The following is an 18,881-nucleotide window of genomic DNA, read 5'->3' as shown; positions in this document are numbered from 1 at the left end:
CACCATTAACTCGCATATACACTAATTCTATTTCGTCCTTTCCTTTTAGCTCCCGTATACATGGCCCTATCTGCATATGATAGAAGAGTAGAAGCAGAATCTGCATTTCTGGGATATTCTGATACTCCTCCACTTATTGTTACACTGATATTATGACCATCCATACTGCGGAACTTTCTATTTTCAATGGATTCTCTTATTCTATTTGCGATTTCATATGCAGTCCTTTCATCTGTTCTAGGTAATATTATAGTAAATTCTTCTCCTCCATACCTGGCTACTATATCTGTATTTCTTACATTGCTCTTTATTATATTACCAACCTCTGATAAAATTTTATCTCCAGTTTGATGACCATATGTATCATTGACTCTTTTAAAATGGTCAATATCTAGAATAACTAAACTAGTCCTATTACACTGGATACACTCTTTCCTTTCACAACTACTACACTTGTTAGTTAATACATTTAGTGTATCAAAGAAATATTTTTGATTATATAAACCAGTTAAATTATCCATAATGGCTTTATTTTTAGCTTCTCTATATAATTTGGCATTTTCAATGGCTATAACGGCTTGATTTGATAGTATATCTAGTATGTTTAACTGACTTTTATCAAAACTATTAGCCCTACTACTGATTATTAATACACATCCTATTATATCATCTTCTAAAGTTAATGGCTCATAAATAAAAGATTTAATATCTTTCGAAACAGACCTAACTTCATCTTTTATATTATTTCTCTCAATATTTTCAATAATAAAACTCTTCTTATATTCTAATAGTTTATCTAAAGATTCCGTTATTTTCTCTTTTATATTTTCTATATCTATATCAATATCTTCAAAGTTCTTGTGATTTAAAACCTTTACCGATAAATCCGTTTTATCAAAGTGTAATACACAGCAGTAATCACAATTTACTAGTTTATTTATACCCTTTAATATATGATTTGTAGTTTCAGTTAAATCTAACTTTGAGCTTATTGATAAAGACACTTCATGTACTACCCTTAATTCGTTATTAATAAATACTAAGTTCCTTAAAAGTTTAAATAATATATTTGCACCTATTATTATAAGACATAATATTATAAGACCTTTATATCCATAATAATTGCTAGCATCAATTAATAGAATGGATAATGGGATAACAACCACATAGCTATATAGATCCCATCTTATAGTTTCTCCTAAGCTCTCTGGTAATTTATCTCCTTTTAGCTTAATTTGCCCCAATAAAACTGTCCAATTTAATATGAATATATTTAATCCAAAAAATACCACCATTAATTTATCGTATATAATGGATTGGCTAGTATATATGTTCATAACCCCTACTATTACAAAATGGGTTATTATAAATATAACCGTAAACATACCAGTATTACTCAAAGTTACAACAAAAGGTCTTGTATCAAATATTACTCCATATACTAATACAAAAAATATCAACAGCCAAAGAGTAGGCACTATCCCAAGGAGAAAATAGGATGCCATCATAACAGCTATATCTAAGCTAACTGCAAACTCACCTACTGTCACTTTTATTCTCTCTAGGATACCTCCAGATATTAGTAACAATAAGAATAATAATATATCTAAATTTTCATATTGTGTTGTGAATAACATAAGGGCTACTGTCCCCATAAGTCCAATTACACCTAAAGTTATATCAAAAAAATATTTTCTTTTTTTATTCATAGTTATAACCCCTGTCCAATTTCAAAACTTTTACTTCATATTAATTTTATATTCTATATTTATTAATTCATTCCTTCTTTATTTTTTATTTAATTGCAAATTTTCTCTAAATTATTTGAAAAAAGGCGCCTTTGGTGCTTCTTTGTTCTGTGTAGGGTTTCAGGGAGTTGATGAGTCCGTAAACACATGTAGGGCTTCAATATATTGAAGCCCTTAGGTCTTCTAAAAACCTATTATAGCAAAATTCTTATTCCTTATTGATTGTTCTTATTCAAGTTTAGGTTAATAATTATATATTCCACTGATTGTTCTAATTTCTGTTTTATTTTTACATTTGCATCTATTTCCCCTTCAAGTCTGGCTATTTTTTCTTCAAATTCTAATTTGCTATTATTTTTATCCATTTCTTTCTTCATTTTAATATATCTATCCTTTGACTCTTTATACTTTTTTATAGTTTCTAAAATATTATTATATTCTTCGGTAACATCCTCCTGCTCAATTCTTTGATTTTTTATATCTCCAATTTGAGTAATAAAATCTACTGTTTTTTTGTACTCAGCATCTGGCATCAAAAAATTGATATACCCACTTTTATAAGAATCCACTTCGCTAGCCATAAGATTTTCATTAATTCCAAATTTTTTAATAAGTCCACCATTTTCACTAATATAATTTAGTATATCTTTATAATCTTTATCAAAATCATTTATATTAGCAGTTATAAAATATTTTTTTGTTATCTTCCTAGAAGACATTCCTCTGAAAGCTAAAGTCTTATTTCCATCTTTTATTGTAATTTTATCATTTGGTTTAGTACTGGTTCCAATATTATTTTCCCTAGCTATACTAGATTTAGTACTTTTCTTATCATTAAGCACTTCATTTTTTTTATTATTTTCATTTCCAAGTTTCTTTGCTTCCTTAAACCCCTTATCTTTAGCAGTAATAGCCTGATTTGTAATTTTAATTTCATTTCTATGGTCAATAGCTGTATCATTGCTATTAAAATCTGTCTTCATAAAACTATATAAACCCACTACCAATATTAAAACTGCTGCTAGAGAAGATACTGCCTTCAGTAAATTCTTTCTTTTACCTTTAGGACCAGACACTTGACGGAGCTGCCCCTTTAATTTCTCATGGTAATTATTAGGTAATTCAATAACATCATCTTGAGTCAGCTTTATGATTTTAATCATATTTTGGTATTCTTTTCTACATCTATCACATTCCATCAAATGAATCTCAAACTCTTTTTTCTCAATATTAGTTAGCTCACCATCTATATAAAATGATATTTTATTATTAAATTCATTACATCTCATAATAAACCTCCTTTCATACTATTTAGACGTTGGTAACATTGTTTTGTTCCATATCTTTCAGTATAATATCTTTTAAATATTTTCTTCCTCTATTGATCCTTGATTTCACTGTTCCCAAGGAACAGTCTAGTATCTCGGATATTTCTTTATAACTAAAACCCTCTATATCCCTTAGAATTATAGGCACTCTATATAAATCATCAAGTTTATCTATAGCTTTATGGACTAATTCCTTTGTAATATTTTCATCAACCCTTCTCTCAGTATTATTTTTAAAGTCTTCAATTTCTCTAAAATATTGTCCTTCATCAGTTTCTATAGGATTATCTATAGAATAGGTTTTTACTTTATTTTTCCTTAAAAAATCCATACAAGTATTAGTTACAATTCTATAAAGCCATGTGGAAAAAGAGGATTTGAATTTAAAAGTTTTTATGGATTTATATACCTTTATCAATGCCTCTTGTGAAATATCCATAGCATCATCGGGATCCTTTAAAATTTTTAAAGCAATGGCATATGATTTATTTTCATATTTTTTTATTAGTTCCTCAAAGGCTTTTAAGTTACCTTTCTTACATTTTTTAATCAGTCTATATTCTGCTTTATTCACTAATTTTTCACCCCTTTTGCATAGAGATTCGGAAGTTATAAATTCCCTATCTATATTTAGACGTTCATTTTATTTTTTAGTTTCATATTTCATATATTTTTTATAAAATCCTTTAATTGCTTGTCCATATTATTGTTTCAATATATTTATTTTTTTCTCAAGAAGAAATATATCATTGCTGCTTCTTTATTCCTACAACAAATCAGAAATTGAATATAACTTCACTTTGAAAAAATACTTAATATATTCTGTGTTAGGGATTCTATATATTGAATTCTTTAAGTCTCATTTTAGAATACCTATTACACCAAAGAGTATATTTGTAAATGGGCTGGAGGATTACAAATCCCCCAGCAACTAAATTTTATTATTATATATTGTAAATTATATAGATTTGAAGTAGGTTTATTTATCTTTTATAGTAATTATTGTACTGTATTCGTTTCTTTCTATATTCATAATATCTTTTAAATCCTTTAATTTAAAGTACTTTATATTATCAATATATTTTTTATTTATATATTTGTTTTCAAATGAATTTACCGGTATTATATTATTCCCTAAATAATTATTAAGAAAATTATAAGACACATAAACCTCGTTATTAAATATTTTAGTACTATAAACTTCATCTTTATATATTAGTTTCGGTGCTTTTATTATTTCTATATGCTTATCTATGGTATATTCTTCAAAACTTAAATTTGATTTTTCAGATAAATACTTTAAATCTACATATGGAACTCCCTCTATATTTATATAATCTATTTTAGCATTATGGAAATAAAACTCTAGTTTACTATCAATAATTTTAATATCAATATCTACTAAATTAATTATAGACATAAGGGGAACTCTTGTGTTTTCCCCATTTTTTATAAAAACCCCTTTTATTAAACTGTTATTAAAAAGCAGATAATTATTTAAAGAATAACTAATACTTTTATCTGTATAATTTATTTCATAGTCCCCACCTATGATATTAGCCATATTTTCTAAAGATAGGTATTTTTTATTTTTAACTTCTATCTCTAATACTTCTTCATCTAAAAATTCACAATATTGTGTTCCTTCTATAGAATATACCTTTATATTGAAATATTTCATAACCTTTTCCTTATTAATAAAACATCGGTTATTTTTAATAATTACATCATCGGTTATATACCTATCATTAACAAAGAAGGTCCAACTATCAGAAAAAACAGTTTTATTTTTCTTACTAACCTTTTTTAATGTACTTAATTTATCCCTATGTATTTTATCATACTTATCTATTTCTATTAACTTATTATCAACCTGTAAATCTATATTTTTCTTTCGATTATAATAATCTGGATATACCGTTAATATGGGACTTTCACCATCTACATCATATTTCACCTCAATTGGTTCATATTTTACATATATAGAATCGTTGTATTCTACTATATTGTATAGTTCTTGTACATCCCTCTCAAACATTCTTATACAGCCCCCGGATATAAATTTACCTATTGAGTTTGGATTATTATTACCATGGATCCCATAACTAGGTTTAAATTGGATCCATCTGCTCCCAAGGGGATTATTAGGAGCCCCTCCTGGGATATTTTTTTTATAATATGGCCTATTCTTTATTTTATCCTGCACTATAAACTTTCCTATGGGAGTTTGAGTATGTGATTTCCCTACGGCTATAGGATATTCCTTTGTAATTTTTCCATTCTGCATTAAAGTTAGTTTTCGTTCAACAATATCAATTATTATTTCAACTTCATCTTGCTGTCCTTTAATTCCATAGGCCGTTATGCCCCTTGACATAAATAAACTGAAAATGATCAACACTCCCGCTACCATTTTTTGCATCGTACTCCTCCTTCTATTTCTAAAACGATAAATATATTTACACATTTATTATTGTATTCATTTTAATTCATTTAATTCCATATAATTGTAAGTATTTTTTTAATCCCTCTTTATCTAATTTCAAAAGATTTTATAAAACAAATCTTGATTTTTAAATAATTATATGTTATTATATATTTTGTGGTCAATGAGCCGAAGTGGTGGAATTGGCAGACGCGCCGGACTCAAAATCCGGTGGTAGCGATACCGTATGGGTTCGAGTCCCATCTTCGGCACCAAGAAAAATACGACTCCTAGGAGTCGTATTTTTTAATTACAAATTTTGAACTATAAATTCGAACAAAAAAAGGCCCTTTTTAGGGCTTTTTTTGTAGGGCATAAATCTACCCTCTTAATATTTTAGCTTTTTTTCTCTTATATCTTTTCTTTTCTAACAATTCCTTTATAACACTTAATCTATAAGTACTATAACTTTTTCCATAATAATATTTTATAGCTATAATGGCTAATACAGAACCTCCAATTATATCTACAAAATAGTGTTGTTTGACAAATACTGTTGAGAATACAACTAGTATCATATAAACTAACGATGTTATCTTCATCCACATCTTGGTTTTATCAAGATTAATAATAGCTACATGGGTCAATATAGCTTGTAACACATGTATACTGGGAAATAAATTTACAGGATTATCATTTTCATATGTTAAAAGTACTAATTTAGAAAAGATATCATCTCCTGTTATTTCAGGCCTTACCATATAAGAAGGATAAATTAAAAATATTAGCATACATGTTAGCTTAGTAGCTAAAACTGTTTTACCATGGGTAAGAAATAACTTTTTATCCATAAAAGCTAACAATACCAGTCCACCCCATATATATATATACCATAAATCATATGGTATTATCATCCAAGAAATAAACGGGATATACTCATCAATAAAAGTACTGACATTGTGAACCTGCATGTTTAAATCATTAGTCCAAGAATAAAGATAGTTTGGTATGACTAATAATAAGAATAATAAAAAATAGTTATACTTGTAAAATATTTTTTTCATTTTGTCTACCTTCCTTTCCGCATAATACTATTCTAAATGAACTTAACTTACCATGCAACACTTTAATTTATATTAGTTATAAAATTGACAAAATACTTCTTTTGAAATACTATGTATATGGAATATCGATTTACTATTAATCCTATTACATATTTTAAATGTAAAGGTGGTGATTTCATGGATTTTAGACAATTAGAAACTTTTGTTGAGGTTGTAAAACTAAAAAGTTTTTCAAAGGCAGCACAAAACTTATTTCTAACTCAACCAACTATTACAAGTCATATTCAGAATCTAGAAAATGAAGTTGGTACTATTCTATTAAATAGGTTAGGCAAAAAGATTACTCCTACTAATGCCGGTGAGATTTTATATAAGCACGCACTAAATATTATAAATATGCGTGATATGGCTCAATTTGATCTAGGAGTATATAAGGGAAAGATAGAAGGACATTTGCAAATAAGCTCCAGTTCTATTCCCAGACAATATGTTCTACCTAATATTTTAAAAGACTTTATAAAAAAATATCCTAATATTTCATTCTCCATAGGTGATAATGACTCAAGAAATGTAATAGAAAATATTCTTAATGGGAAAAGTGATTTTGGTATAGTAGGGGCAAAATATAATTCATCTCAACTGGAATACATAGATTTGATTAAAGATGAATTGGTTATTGTTACACCAAACAATAATTCTTATCCCCTGGAAAATGGTGCTATAGTTCCAATAGAATGGCTAATGAATCAGAAAATAATCCTTAGAGAAAAAGGTTCTGGAACTAGGTTATTATTTGAAAAAGCTTTAAAAAAGAATAAAGTATCGAAGGAAGACCTCAATATATTATCATTCATAAAAGATACGGAAACAATAAAACAATTTATTGAACTAGGCATAGGGATTAGTATTATCAGTAAACGGGCTATAAAAAGAGAACTAGAGCTTGGGATAGTTAAATATTACAAATTGAAAAACTGTGATTTAATAAGAAATTTTTATTTTGTATATCATAAAAAAAGACAGTTATCTCCCCTTGGTCAAACTTTTAAAGATTTTGTTATCGAATATATTGAAAAGAATTTTGAGGCTGAAGATTAGTTTGAGTCTGAGTCTAAGTTTTAGTTTTAGTTAAAGAATTTTGCGAAGGCAAAATTCTTTTTTGTTTTACTAAAACTTAGACTAAAACTAAAAAAGATGGTCCTAAGACCATCTTTTCTCTATGCCTCATAAAAGGCTTTATATCCCTTATATGTCATATAAACATCTGCTTTGCTCACGATTTCATATGGAGCATGCATACTTAGTACAGGAACTCCACAGTCAACTACTTCCATTCCATAATTTGCAAGGATGTATGCGATAGTTCCACCGCCACCTTGATCTACTTTACCTAATTCACTCATTTGCCATACTATATCATTTTCATTAAATATTCTTCTAACATCACTTATATATTCTGAATTAGCATCATTACAGCCACCTTTACCCCTTGCACCTGTATATTTAACTAATGTTATACCTTTACCCATAAATGCTGCATTTCTCTTGTCTAACACCTCTGGGAAGTTAGGATCAAATCCTGCCGCAACATCTGCTGAAAGAACTCTCGAATTAGCTAAAGCTCTTCTTGTTTTTAATTCACTATAGTTTTCATCTGATAAACCAATTAATTCAGCCACAGCATTTTCAAAGAATCTAGATTGCATTCCTGTATTTCCAACACTACCTATCTCTTCCTTATCAACAAATAAACCAACTGCGGTTCTATTTGGAGTTTCAATCCCTAAAACAGCCTTCAATGATGTAAAGGCACATACCCTATCATCGTGCCCATGGGCAGCAATTAAACTTCTATCTAACCCAATGTCTCTTGCTTTTCCTGCCGGTACTGCTTCAAATTCGGCTGTAGTAAAGTCTTCTTCTTCAATTCCATATTTTTCATTCAATATATTTAAAACATTTAATTTAATTTTATCACTTAAGTCCTTTTCTTCATAAGGCACACTACCTATTATGATATTTAATCCTTCACCTGTTATTCCTTCGCTAAGTTTTTTAGCAGCTTGATCCTTTGCAAGATGTGGTAAAAGGTCTGTTATCATAAATACTGGATCCTTTTCATCTTCACCGATTACAACATTAATTTTTTCACCATTTGATTTTATAACAACACCATGTAATGCTAATGGTAATGCAACCCATTGATACTTTCTAACTCCACCATAATAATGGGTTTTAAGCATTCCTAATTCACCATCTTCATAAAGTGGAAATTGCTTTAAATCAATTCTTGGCGCATCTATATGAGACCCTACTATATTCATACCCTTAGTTAAATCTTCTTTACCAATAACAAACATTGCAACACCTTTATCTTTGTTATTGGCATATATTTTCATTCCAGGCTCTATCTTCATTCCCTTTTCGATAGCCTCTTCTATATTTATGTAACCGTTTTCTTTAGCCATCCTAATGATCTCTTGTGCTGATTCTCTCTCTGTCTTCCCTTTATCCAAGAACACTTTATATTCATCATTAAAGTCAAATAATTTCTTTGTTTCTTTTTCATCAAGTTTTTCCCATACATTATTCCATTTATGAGTTAATTTTTCTTGTAACTTTTTGCCTTTAGATTTTTCAGTCATAATATCCCTCCATTAATCAATAATAATTTAGATACTCTAAATACATATTATACTTCATAGTTATTTTTGTCAAATTAAAGTAAACTACAATTTTTTAATATTATTTTTATATGCAAAAATAGCAGCTTGTATTCTATCAGATACCTCTATTTTCTTAAATATATTCGAAACATGGTTTTTTACTGTCTTTTCACTTATATACAATTTCCCTGCTATTTCTCTATTATTTAATCCTTCAGCTATAAGGGTTAGAACCTCATATTCCCTTTTAGTTAATAGATCTACTTTTTTTTCACCATCGGTTTTTTCTTCATCTGAGTTAAGTTTTGATACCAATAAAGATGCAATACTAGGTTGTATATAAGATTTCCCCTTTACCACATCCCTTATTGCCTGTACTAAAGTATCTGAATCTGCATCTTTTAAAACATAACCATCAGCACCAATATTGACCGTCTCACATAAGTATTCCCTGTCATCATGTATAGTAAGCATAATCACTTTAGAAGAAACCCCTATATCCTTTAGTCTCCTTAAGGTTTCTATTCCATTTAATTTAGGCATATTTATATCTAACAATATTACATCTGGTCTATATTCATTTGTTTTTTTAATAGCATCTTCTCCATCACATGATTGACATACTACATCTATATCATCTTCAAGTTCTAACAGTTGCTTTAATCCTTGTCGCATTAAGGAATGGTCATCCACTATTAAAACTTTAATTTTTTCACTATCCATCAAAATCATCCTTTCTTTCTAGGGGTATTATTATTAAAATCTTTGTTCCCTCTCCTATGGCAGATGATACTTCAACTCTCCCGTTTAACAGTTCTGCCCGCTCCTTCATTCCTATAAGTCCAAAACCATTACTTTCTGGGCTAGTATCCTCTATTTTTTTATCTTTATTAAATCCAACACCATTGTCCTTAATTACTATATTTAGGTTTTCATTAGACACTTCAATTTTTATTAAAACATCAGTGGCCTTTGAATGTTTTCTTATATTATTAAGGGATTCTTGAAGTATTCGAAAACTAGCTATCTGAATAATTGAACTAATTTTTTTCTTGTTTTCTAAAACTTTTACTTGTGTATTTATTCCTGTATCTTCTACAAAAGTTGAAACATACCTTTTTACCGTGGGAATTAAACCTAGATCATCAAGAGACATTGGTCTTAAATCATATATTATTTTTCTTATATCTCTTAAGCTATTTCTAACTATAGTTTTCATAAATTTCAGTTCATTTCTTGCTTTATCTACATCTATCTTCATTAATTTTTCACATAGTTCTGCCTTTAAAACTACATTAGCCATAGATTGAGCGGGACCATCATGTATATCTCTAGCCACTCTTTGTCGCTCTTCTTCTTGGGCTTCTATAATCTTAATCCCTAAGTATTGCTTTCTATTCATATCGTCTATAGTTCCCATTATATCACTGAGATTACCACTTAAATAGTCCATAGCAACCCCAACTTTCCCAACAAGTTTTTCGGCATTTTTAACAACTTCTTTTGCATTTTTAAGTCTAATTTCTAAGTCTCTTCTTTTTTCTAATAAATTTTTTTCCTCTTCCCTTTTTAAAATTAATTTTATTCTATAGTTATTTGCTTCTTCATAGGCATTTTTTATATCCTGTTCCGAATATTTCTCAAAATCTCTACTTACTATTAACAATCTCTTTCTGCTACTTTTTTCTTTCATCTCCAATGAATCTACTTCTCTAATAATATTTTTCATTTTACATTGCATACTTTCAAGCTCTTTTTTTATACTTTCACTTTCTTGTCTAACCTTTTCAGAGATATTAAAAATTTCTTCCTTTCCATCATTTATAGCCTCTAAAGTTTTTTCTAATATCTCGTTCATCTTTTCTCCGTTTAACAAATTTTTTTCCAAATGAAGCACCTCAATTTTCTTGGCCTTTATATCTATTCTATTTATTAGTCCAATTTTCCTTCTATATTGACAAAATATATGGACCTATGATCTATTATTTTCAAAAAAAACACGACTTTATAAGTCGCAATATCTTTTTTTCAAAATTTATTCATTTATAAAAACTATATTGGTCATTAAATATCGTCCCTTTTCTTTTACAATATCTATAATTAAATAATTATTAGCAGATATCTCATCCTCTATTGAATTAAATGTCCACTTAACTTTAATTTTAACTTTAAGAGAATTTTCATTTTCATCAATTAACTTAGATTCTTCTATTTTAGCTTTAGTTACATAGGAATAATCTGTTGGGTTGTTTCTTACATATTCTATTATCTCCAAATCATCTTTTAATAATTTTCCATATTCTATTTTTTTTAACTCTTCTTTAATAGCACTTATATCGACATCACTTTCGTATAACCCTTTATTCATCGTTACAATTCTTTTAGTAAGAAGTTTATTCAGTTCATTAACATATTTTCCGTCACTATATACTTTAGAATGGGTCATATTAATTATTAAAAAAGTTAAAGCCAATGCTATAATTATAACATAACTATTTTTTTTCATTGTTAACCTCCTATACATTACTTTATATTTAAGTATAAAAGGTTAACAATGAAAAATTTAGTATATACTGGTATGAAACTCTATTTTTTTGTGACACATTAAAACATTAAATTTCCATTTTTAAAATCTACGACAAAAATTTTTAAAATAAGTCTAAACATCCATATTTTCAATTTTTTCCTTTTCTTCTTCAGATAATATTTTTTCTAAATCTATTAGTATTATTAATCTATCATCTGATTTTCCTACACCAGTTATATATCGTTTATCTACACCACCTACGATATCTGGAGCTGGATCTATATCTTTATCTTGTAATCTCATGGTCTCAGATGCTTCATCTACAATAAAACCCACCTGTTTTTCCTTCAAATTAATAATAATTATCCTTGTATTATTATCGGTTTCTTTATCTGGTAAGTTGAATCTTCTTTTTAAGTTTATTATAGGAATAACTTCACCTCTGAAATTTATTATCCCTTGTACAAATTTAGGAGCATTAGGAACTTCAATACTCTCTTGATAAGGGCCAATTTCCTTTACATTCATAATATCTATCCCATACTCCTCTTTACCAAGTTTAAAAATAACATATTGACTCTCAGCCATTTTTCACCCTCCTTGTATTAATTCCTTACTAACATAATTCTACATTTTTTTTAAATCCCCTTTTTATTTATAAAAAATTAACCGTATGCAATAATAAAAGCAGAACCATTATGGTCCTACTTATTAATTTTCATCAACAAATTCTATATTATCTAATTGTTTTCTAAAATTTTCTCTAAAACTCTTTAAGTATTCATTTCTTAAATCCTTCTGTTCTTTTTTTTCTTCCTCAGTTAATCCCTCTGTTTTAGACTTTTTAGCCAAAAAGTTTATCCTATCAATCTTTTCTTTTGAAATCATATTTATGCTCCTTTCTATTCTCTATCTATCTCGATTATAAATATCATTTTAATTTATATTATAATATATTTCAAGTCACACTGTCTAAAGCTCTCGCTTTATAATTTTAAATTACAAATTGGAAAATAAAAATTAGCCGAGAGATTGCGAATCTCCCAGCTACTAATAAGATAGAACTCGAAATAACTTCAAACCCTATTTTATATGATTTGACTTTTTTTCACTTTACCTTCTTCTACAACTATTTTACCGTTTTTAATGACCTTATCTATGTGATTTATACCAAAGTGATACATGATATATGCTATATTAGGAGCATTAAATATAGCGATATCAGCTTTTTTACCTTCTTCTAAGCTACCTATTTCTTTTTGTCTATCTACAGAACATGCAGCATTAATAGTAACTGCTGTAATAACCTCTTCAGGAGTCATATTCATTTTTAATCCAGCTAGATACATAATTAGCTGAATATTTTCTGTAGGGGAACTTCCTGGATTATAGTCTGTTGACAATGCTACTGGAATCCCTAGTTCTATCATTTTCCTAGCCTTGGCCATTTTACCTATTTTTAAATTAAGACAAGTTCCTGGTAATAAGTCTGCTATCACCCCTTTATCTGCCATCATTTCCATTCCCTTTTCACTGGCAGCAACTAGGTGGTCCGCAGATACAGCTTCTACTTCTGCTGCTAGCTCTGCACCGCCTAACGGTTCTATCTCATCGGCATGTATCTTCGGTTTCATTCCATATTTTTTTGCTTCGTTTAAAATTTTTCTTGTTTGGTCAACTGAAAAAACACCCTCTTCACAGAATACATCACAAAACTCTGCTAAATTCTCTTTAGATACCTTTGGTAGCATGTCATTTATAATTATATCTATAAAGCCATCCACATTATCTTTATATTCCTTAGGAATAGCATGGGCTCCCATAAACGTTGACACCACATCAATTGGATGATCTTCATTTAACTTTTTCGCTACCCTTAATTGTTTCATCTCGGTCTCTGTATCAAGACCATATCCACTTTTAGCTTCTACAGTGGTCATACCCAGTTCTAACATTTTATCTAAGCTATTTTTAGCCTTATTATATAAATCATCAAAGGAAGCTTCTTTAGTGGATCTAACTGTACTTAATATTCCACCACCGGCTTCTAAAATATCTAAGTATTTCATTCCCTTTAATTTCATGTCCAATTCATTCTCTCTAGATCCTCCATGAACTAAATGGGTATGGGGGTCTATAAGGCCAGGAGTTACTGTCTTACCTTCTCCATTTATTATTTTGGTTTCATTATCTATTTGAATATCTTGTGGTAATTTCCCCTTACCCACATATATTATTTTATCATCTGATATTGCTATTATACCATCTTCTATTAACCCTACATTTCCCATCTCATTTCCAGTTCTAGGTTTATTATCTCCTTCTAATGTAACAAGACTAGAAATATTTTCAACAACTATATCTGCTTTCATAGAATCCTCCTATTCATAAATTCTTTTTTCTAAAAGCTGATCATGGGAGAAGTTCTCTATTTTTAAATAGTAGTCTGCACAATTTATAAGTGCTGCCGTTGGTAATAGGCCAATCACTTCACTTCCTATTACATTTACACCGTACCTATTTGCTTCCCTTTCTATAGCATCGAATACTCTAAATAAAGGTGTTTTAGTATAATCAACCATATTCATTGAAACTTGAACTATATCCCTTTCCTTGATTTCTATACCTAGAGCTTTACAGTTTTTAAATCCTCCGCTACTTCCCCTTACAGCTTTTGCAATTTTCTTAGCTATATCTAAATTATTAGTATCCAGATTTACATTAAAAGCCACCAATGGCATTCTTGCTCCGATGGCAGTTACTCCAGCCTTTTCATTAAGATCTGTTGGTCCAAAATCTGGTTTCCACATTTCTTCTTTTATTTTTTCCTTCATTCCCTCGTATTGTCCCTTTCTAACTTTAGCTAAATTCGTTCTATGGGGTGCAGAAGCTGACTTCTCATATAAAAATACTGATATCCCAAGTTCTTCTCCAACTCTTTTTGCTACACTTTTGGATAATTCAATACACTCATCCATAGTTACATCAGATATTGGTATAAAAGGCATAACATCAGTGGCACCCATCCTTGGATGTTCCCCTTTATGCTTAGTCATATCAATAAGTTCTGAAGCTTTTTTACAAGCATTAAAAGCAACTTCGGCTACTTTCTCCGGTTCTCCAATAAATGTTACCACACATCTATTATGATCTTTATCCGGTGAATAATCTAAAAGCTTTATGCCCTCAACACCTCTAACTTCATCTACTATCTTTTCTATTATTTCATTATCTCTTCCCTCACTAAAATTCGGAACACATTGTACAAGTTTTGCCATTTTAATTCATCCCCTTTTTATATAGATTCTTTAAAGTTAAACTATTTATAATAAATAATCTTATTTATCTTCTCCAAACTCTTTATCAACTAAATCTTTAATTAAATCTTCTTTTGGTATATATGGTAATGTTATATGGTCAAGTCCCTTATTTATTTCATTATATTCTGCACTTGTACTAATTGAATTTTCATTTCTAGCCCAAGCACGTCTTGCAACTCCAACCATAGCATCCCAAGGTATAGAAGATTTGATAATTTCATCTACTCTTTTACTTCCATCTAAGACTAATCCAAATCCACCGTTTATTGACTTACCTATACCTACTCCTCCACCATTGTGTAAAGCAACTAAACTCATTCCCCTAGCTGCATTTCCTGCGAAGCAATGGGTTGCCATATCTGCCATAATATTACTACCATCTTTGATATTTGATGTTTCCCTAAATGGCGAATCTGTTCCCCCAGTATCATGATGGTCTCTTCCTAACATTATTGGTCCAACTTCTCCCATACGAACCATTTCATTAAACCTAAGGGCAATCTCAGCTCTTCCAAGGGCATCTTGATAAAGTATCCTTGCTTGAGATCCAACTACTAATTTATTTTCTTCAGCATCCCTTATCCATACATAATTATCCCTATCTTGACCTCTTCTATTAGGGTCTATACATTCCATAGCAGCTTTATCAGTTTTTATTAAATCTTGATGATTTCCACTTAAACAAACCCATCTAAATGGTCCATATCCATAATCAAATAGCATTGGTCCCATTATATCTTCAACATATGATGGGAATATAAAACCATCTCTTTCGTTTTCACCATTTTTACATATTTCCTTTACTCCAGCATCATAAATAGCCTTCATAAAACTATTTCCATAATCAAAGAAATAAGTTCCTTTATCAGTTAGTTTTTTAATAACTTCAAAATGATGTACTAAGGATTCATCAACTAATTTTTTAAATTTATCTTTATCATTTTTTAATAATTCAGTTCTTTCTTCAAAAGTTATTCCTTGAGGACAATATCCTCCATCGTATGGAACATGACATGAAGTTTGGTCAGATAACAACTCTATATGAACATCATTTTCTACTGCATATTCTAACAAATCAATAATATTACCATAAAAAGCTATAGCTATAGACTCTTTTTTATCCATATACTCATTTGCTAGTTCAAAGGCTTCTTTAGGGCTTTCTGTTATCTTACTAACCCACCCCTGTTCATATCTTGTTTCTATTCTTGAATAGTCCACCTCTGCTATTATACCTACACCATTGGCTATTTCAACTGCTTTACCTTGAGCTCCACTCATTCCACCTAACCCAGAACTTACGAATAAATGCCCTGTTAAATCTCCATCATCAGCTACTCCAAGTTTCATTCTTCCTGCATTTAATAAAGTATTAAATGTTCCATGAACTATTCCTTGAGGTCCTATATACATCCAACCTCCCGCTGTCATTTGTCCATAGTTGGCAACTCCTAATGCTTGAGCTAAATGCCAATCCTCTTGATTATCAAACATTCCTATCATAAGAGCATTGGTTATTATAACACGGGGACTTTCAGGTCTTGATTTAAATAATCCTAGTGGATGTCCCGATGAAACTACCAATGTTTGATCCTCCGTTAGTTCTTGTAAATATTTTTGTATAAGTCTATATTGCATCCAATTTTGGCATACTTGCCCAGTTTCTCCGTATGTCACTAATTCATATGGATATAGTGCAATGTCAAAATCTAAATTGTTATCCATCATAAGTTGAAAAGCTTTCCCTTCCATACACTTTCCCTTATACTCATCAATAGGCTTCGCCTTTATATTTCCTTTAGGCCTAAAACGATATCCATATATTCTACCCATAGTCATTAATTCTTCTAGAAATTCTGGAGCCAACTCTTCATGTAGTTCTTCTGGTATATATCTTAATGCATTTTTAAGCGCCAGTTCGGTTTGTTCTTTTGTTAGCTTAAACTCTCTCTTCGGTGCTCTTCTAATTCCTTCCTTAAATTCAATAGTCTCTGGTAATTCATTATCTAACTTAATTGTCATAGCGTTTGAAACATCTAAATTATTTAACATAAAATCTCTCCTTTCCTATTTTTTAATTAAGTTTTCCTATTTTCTTTTCAATCTTATCTATTATTATATTTGATTTAATAAGTTCTTCGCATTTATTTATTTCTTTGTACATAACTTTATCATCAATAATTTCATCTACTTTTTCCCTCACTAAATCATAGGCTATTTTACTACCTACTCCTAAGCCTTTATTTCCTCTAAGGTCTATTGCCTGACAAGCTCCTAGAAGTTCCATTGCCAATACCTTTCTAGTATTTCCTAATATCTCCCTGGCTTTTCTTGCTGCAATGGTACCCATTGATACATGGTCTTCTTGATTTGCAGAGGAAGTTATAGAATCAACACTTGCCGGATGGGCTAATACTTTATTCTCTGACACTAAAGATGCTGCAGAATACTGAACTATCATAAATCCTGAATTAAGTCCACCCTTTTCAATTAAGAATGCTGGCAAATCACTCAATGCAGGATTTACTAGTCTTTCAAGTCTTCTCTCTGAAACATTGGCAAACTCCGCTAAAGCTATTCCTAGAAAATCAAAGCTTAATGCCATTGGCTGCCCATGAAAGTTACCTCCAGATATAACCTCTTCCACCTCTTCAAATATCAATGGATTATCTGTAGCTGAATTTATTTCAATATTTATTTTTTCTTTTATATATTCTATGGCATCTTTACTAGCTCCATGTATTTGGGGAATACATCTAAGGGTATATGCATCCTGTACCCTAATTTCTCCCTGTTCAGTTGTCATATTACTATCTTTAAGAATATTTAATAAATTTTTTGCCGCATTCATTTGTCCTTTATGGGGCCTTACTCTATGAACCTTTTCATCAAAGGCTGTGACTATTCCATTTAGGGCTTCCATAGTTAATGATGCTGTTATATCTGCCATTTTTGATATATTTATTGCATCATATATGGTCAAAGCTCCTATAGCAGTCATAACTTGAGTACCATTGATAAGAGCTAACCCCTCTTTAGAAGTAAGTTCCACAGTTTCTATACCAGCTTTGTTCATAGCTTCTTTTCCAGAAAACCTTTTCCCATCATATAAAGCCTCTCCTTCTCCCAATAAAACAAGAACCATATGGGATAACGGGGCCAAATCTCCACTTGATCCCAAAGATCCCTTCTCTGGTATCAACGGATGAACTCCTCTATTTATCATCTCTATCAAAGTTTTGAGGGTTGACAGCCTTATACCAGAAAACCCTTTAGCCAATGCATTTGCCCTAAGTAACATAATTCCCCTTACTATCTCTTCATCTAATAAATCCCCTACTCCACAAGAGTGGCTAATAATTAAATTTTTCTGTAACTCTTTAGCCTCCTCTTTTGAAATCACCACATCACTAAACTTACCAAAACCTGTGGTTAATCCATAAACCACCCTTTCTTCATCAACAAATCTGTCAACTAGCTTCCTCGACTTTTCTACTTTTTCGATTGATGCTTTAGTTAATTCGACCTTATAGCCCTTTCTAGCAACATTTATTACATCTTCTATGGTTAAGCTATTTCCATCTATTAAAACTTTACCCATATAATCATCCCCTCTATACAATAGTTATTTAATTATTTCTCATATTATTTATATTCTCTATTTTTAGAAAAAATCCTTCAAAATTTACAAAAAAATTTTAAGCCTTCAACATATTTTAGTAATTTATAGTTATAACTCATTAAAGCGGAGAAGAAATCCAATTATAAATTACAAATTGTAAATTTTAAATTATAAATTAAAA

General features: G+C 29.8%; 16 protein-coding genes and 1 tRNA gene. 2 read left to right on the top strand and 15 right to left on the bottom strand.

Annotated elements, in window-relative coordinates:
* Positions 1-5 precede the first annotated feature (5 nt).
* The 4 genes from V6137_RS03830 to V6137_RS03815 all read right to left on the bottom strand — a co-directional run bounded on the left by V6137_RS03830 (position 6) and on the right by V6137_RS03815 (position 5,498).
* Positions 6-1,709, bottom strand: a complete 1,704-nt coding sequence (locus tag V6137_RS03830) for a sensor domain-containing diguanylate cyclase (RefSeq protein ID WP_425446558.1) — start codon at positions 1,707-1,709, stop codon at positions 6-8.
* Positions 1,710-1,963: 254 nt separating this feature from the next.
* Complete coding sequence (locus tag V6137_RS03825; protein ID WP_425446557.1) at positions 1,964-3,037, bottom strand: DUF4349 domain-containing protein; 1,074 nt, start codon at positions 3,035-3,037, stop codon at positions 1,964-1,966.
* Between the two features lie 22 nt (positions 3,038-3,059).
* Complete coding sequence (locus V6137_RS03820) at positions 3,060-3,650, bottom strand: RNA polymerase sigma factor (RefSeq protein ID WP_425446556.1); 591 nt, start codon at positions 3,648-3,650, stop codon at positions 3,060-3,062.
* 405 nt (positions 3,651-4,055) lie between these two features.
* On the bottom strand, positions 4,056-5,498 hold the full coding sequence (locus tag V6137_RS03815) for a L,D-transpeptidase (RefSeq protein ID WP_425446555.1): 1,443 nt from the start codon (positions 5,496-5,498) through the stop codon (positions 4,056-4,058).
* 191 nt (positions 5,499-5,689) lie between these two features.
* On the opposite strand from V6137_RS03815, the gene V6137_RS03810 reads away from it, so the two are divergent.
* Positions 5,690-5,776: transfer RNA gene (locus V6137_RS03810), tRNA-Leu, on the top strand.
* 105 nt (positions 5,777-5,881) lie between these two features.
* Here V6137_RS03810 and V6137_RS03805 read toward each other — a convergent pair.
* Positions 5,882-6,565, bottom strand: a complete 684-nt coding sequence (locus V6137_RS03805) for a phosphatase PAP2 family protein (protein ID WP_425446554.1) — start codon at positions 6,563-6,565, stop codon at positions 5,882-5,884.
* Positions 6,566-6,742: 177 nt separating this feature from the next.
* Between V6137_RS03805 and V6137_RS03800 the strand changes: the two genes are divergently transcribed.
* On the top strand, positions 6,743-7,663 hold the full coding sequence (locus V6137_RS03800; protein WP_425446553.1) for a selenium metabolism-associated LysR family transcriptional regulator: 921 nt from the start codon (positions 6,743-6,745) through the stop codon (positions 7,661-7,663).
* Between the two features lie 119 nt (positions 7,664-7,782).
* Here V6137_RS03800 and V6137_RS03795 read toward each other — a convergent pair whose 3' ends face one another.
* The 10 genes from V6137_RS03795 to hutH all read right to left on the bottom strand — a co-directional run bounded on the left by V6137_RS03795 (position 7,783) and on the right by hutH (position 18,679).
* Positions 7,783-9,210, bottom strand: coding sequence for an aminopeptidase (locus V6137_RS03795; protein WP_425446552.1), 1,428 nt, complete (start codon positions 9,208-9,210; stop codon positions 7,783-7,785).
* Between the two features lie 84 nt (positions 9,211-9,294).
* Positions 9,295-9,954 carry a response regulator gene (locus tag V6137_RS03790; RefSeq protein WP_425446551.1) on the bottom strand — a complete coding sequence of 220 codons (660 nt, stop codon included), beginning with the start codon at positions 9,952-9,954 and terminating at the stop codon, positions 9,295-9,297.
* Entirely contained in the window at positions 9,947-11,119 is a 1,173-nt protein-coding gene (locus tag V6137_RS03785; protein WP_425446550.1) for a sensor histidine kinase, read from the bottom strand. Before V6137_RS03785 ends, V6137_RS03790 begins: the two co-directional genes overlap by 8 nt.
* A gap of 147 nt (positions 11,120-11,266) precedes the next feature.
* The gene (locus V6137_RS03780) at positions 11,267-11,737 is read right to left on the bottom strand and encodes a hypothetical protein (protein WP_425446549.1); all 471 of its coding nucleotides are present in this window, start codon (positions 11,735-11,737) and stop codon (positions 11,267-11,269) included.
* A gap of 153 nt (positions 11,738-11,890) precedes the next feature.
* The gene (locus V6137_RS03775) at positions 11,891-12,346 is read right to left on the bottom strand and encodes a chemotaxis protein CheW (RefSeq protein WP_425446548.1); all 456 of its coding nucleotides are present in this window, start codon (positions 12,344-12,346) and stop codon (positions 11,891-11,893) included.
* Positions 12,347-12,469: 123 nt separating this feature from the next.
* Positions 12,470-12,646 carry a DUF896 domain-containing protein gene (locus V6137_RS03770; protein ID WP_425446547.1) on the bottom strand — a complete coding sequence of 59 codons (177 nt, stop codon included), beginning with the start codon at positions 12,644-12,646 and terminating at the stop codon, positions 12,470-12,472.
* A 200-nt stretch (positions 12,647-12,846) separates the two neighbouring features.
* Positions 12,847-14,130 carry an imidazolonepropionase gene (hutI, locus tag V6137_RS03765; RefSeq protein ID WP_425446546.1) on the bottom strand — a complete coding sequence of 428 codons (1,284 nt, stop codon included), beginning with the start codon at positions 14,128-14,130 and terminating at the stop codon, positions 12,847-12,849.
* Between the two features lie 9 nt (positions 14,131-14,139).
* Positions 14,140-15,036, bottom strand: coding sequence for a glutamate formimidoyltransferase (gene ftcD / locus V6137_RS03760; protein ID WP_425446545.1), 897 nt, complete (start codon positions 15,034-15,036; stop codon positions 14,140-14,142).
* Between the two features lie 60 nt (positions 15,037-15,096).
* Positions 15,097-17,130, bottom strand: coding sequence for a urocanate hydratase (locus V6137_RS03755; RefSeq protein WP_425446544.1), 2,034 nt, complete (start codon positions 17,128-17,130; stop codon positions 15,097-15,099).
* Positions 17,131-17,152: 22 nt separating this feature from the next.
* Complete coding sequence (gene hutH / locus V6137_RS03750) at positions 17,153-18,679, bottom strand: histidine ammonia-lyase (RefSeq protein WP_425446543.1); 1,527 nt, start codon at positions 18,677-18,679, stop codon at positions 17,153-17,155.
* Between the last annotated feature and the right edge of the window lie 202 nt (positions 18,680-18,881).

It is taken from the genome of Dethiothermospora halolimnae (assembly GCF_037577855.1).
In the GTDB taxonomy this organism is placed as follows: domain Bacteria; phylum Bacillota; class Clostridia; order Tissierellales; family VENL01; genus Dethiothermospora; species Dethiothermospora halolimnae.
The sequence above is the reverse complement of the archived record's forward strand: the minus strand, read 5'-3'. Positions and strand labels throughout refer to the sequence as shown.

Coding starts and splice junctions, on each gene's coding strand:
- V6137_RS03770 (WP_425446547.1), bottom strand. CDS start 12,646: ATGATTTCAAAAGAAAAGATTGATAGGATAAACTTTTTGGCTAAAAAG.
- V6137_RS03755 (WP_425446544.1), bottom strand. CDS start 17,130: ATGTTAAATAATTTAGATGTTTCAAACGCTATGACAATTAAGTTAGAT.
- V6137_RS03805 (WP_425446554.1), bottom strand. CDS start 6,565: ATGAAAAAAATATTTTACAAGTATAACTATTTTTTATTATTCTTATTA.
- hutH (WP_425446543.1), bottom strand. CDS start 18,679: ATGGGTAAAGTTTTAATAGATGGAAATAGCTTAACCATAGAAGATGTA.
- ftcD (WP_425446545.1), bottom strand. CDS start 15,036: ATGGCAAAACTTGTACAATGTGTTCCGAATTTTAGTGAGGGAAGAGAT.
- V6137_RS03795 (WP_425446552.1), bottom strand. CDS start 9,210: ATGACTGAAAAATCTAAAGGCAAAAAGTTACAAGAAAAATTAACTCAT.
- V6137_RS03780 (WP_425446549.1), bottom strand. CDS start 11,737: ATGAAAAAAAATAGTTATGTTATAATTATAGCATTGGCTTTAACTTTT.
- V6137_RS03790 (WP_425446551.1), bottom strand. CDS start 9,954: ATGGATAGTGAAAAAATTAAAGTTTTAATAGTGGATGACCATTCCTTA.
- hutI (WP_425446546.1), bottom strand. CDS start 14,130: ATGAAAGCAGATATAGTTGTTGAAAATATTTCTAGTCTTGTTACATTA.
- V6137_RS03775 (WP_425446548.1), bottom strand. CDS start 12,346: ATGGCTGAGAGTCAATATGTTATTTTTAAACTTGGTAAAGAGGAGTAT.
- V6137_RS03825 (WP_425446557.1), bottom strand. CDS start 3,037: ATGAGATGTAATGAATTTAATAATAAAATATCATTTTATATAGATGGT.
- V6137_RS03830 (WP_425446558.1), bottom strand. CDS start 1,709: ATGAATAAAAAAAGAAAATATTTTTTTGATATAACTTTAGGTGTAATT.
- V6137_RS03800 (WP_425446553.1), top strand. CDS start 6,743: ATGGATTTTAGACAATTAGAAACTTTTGTTGAGGTTGTAAAACTAAAA.
- V6137_RS03815 (WP_425446555.1), bottom strand. CDS start 5,498: ATGCAAAAAATGGTAGCGGGAGTGTTGATCATTTTCAGTTTATTTATG.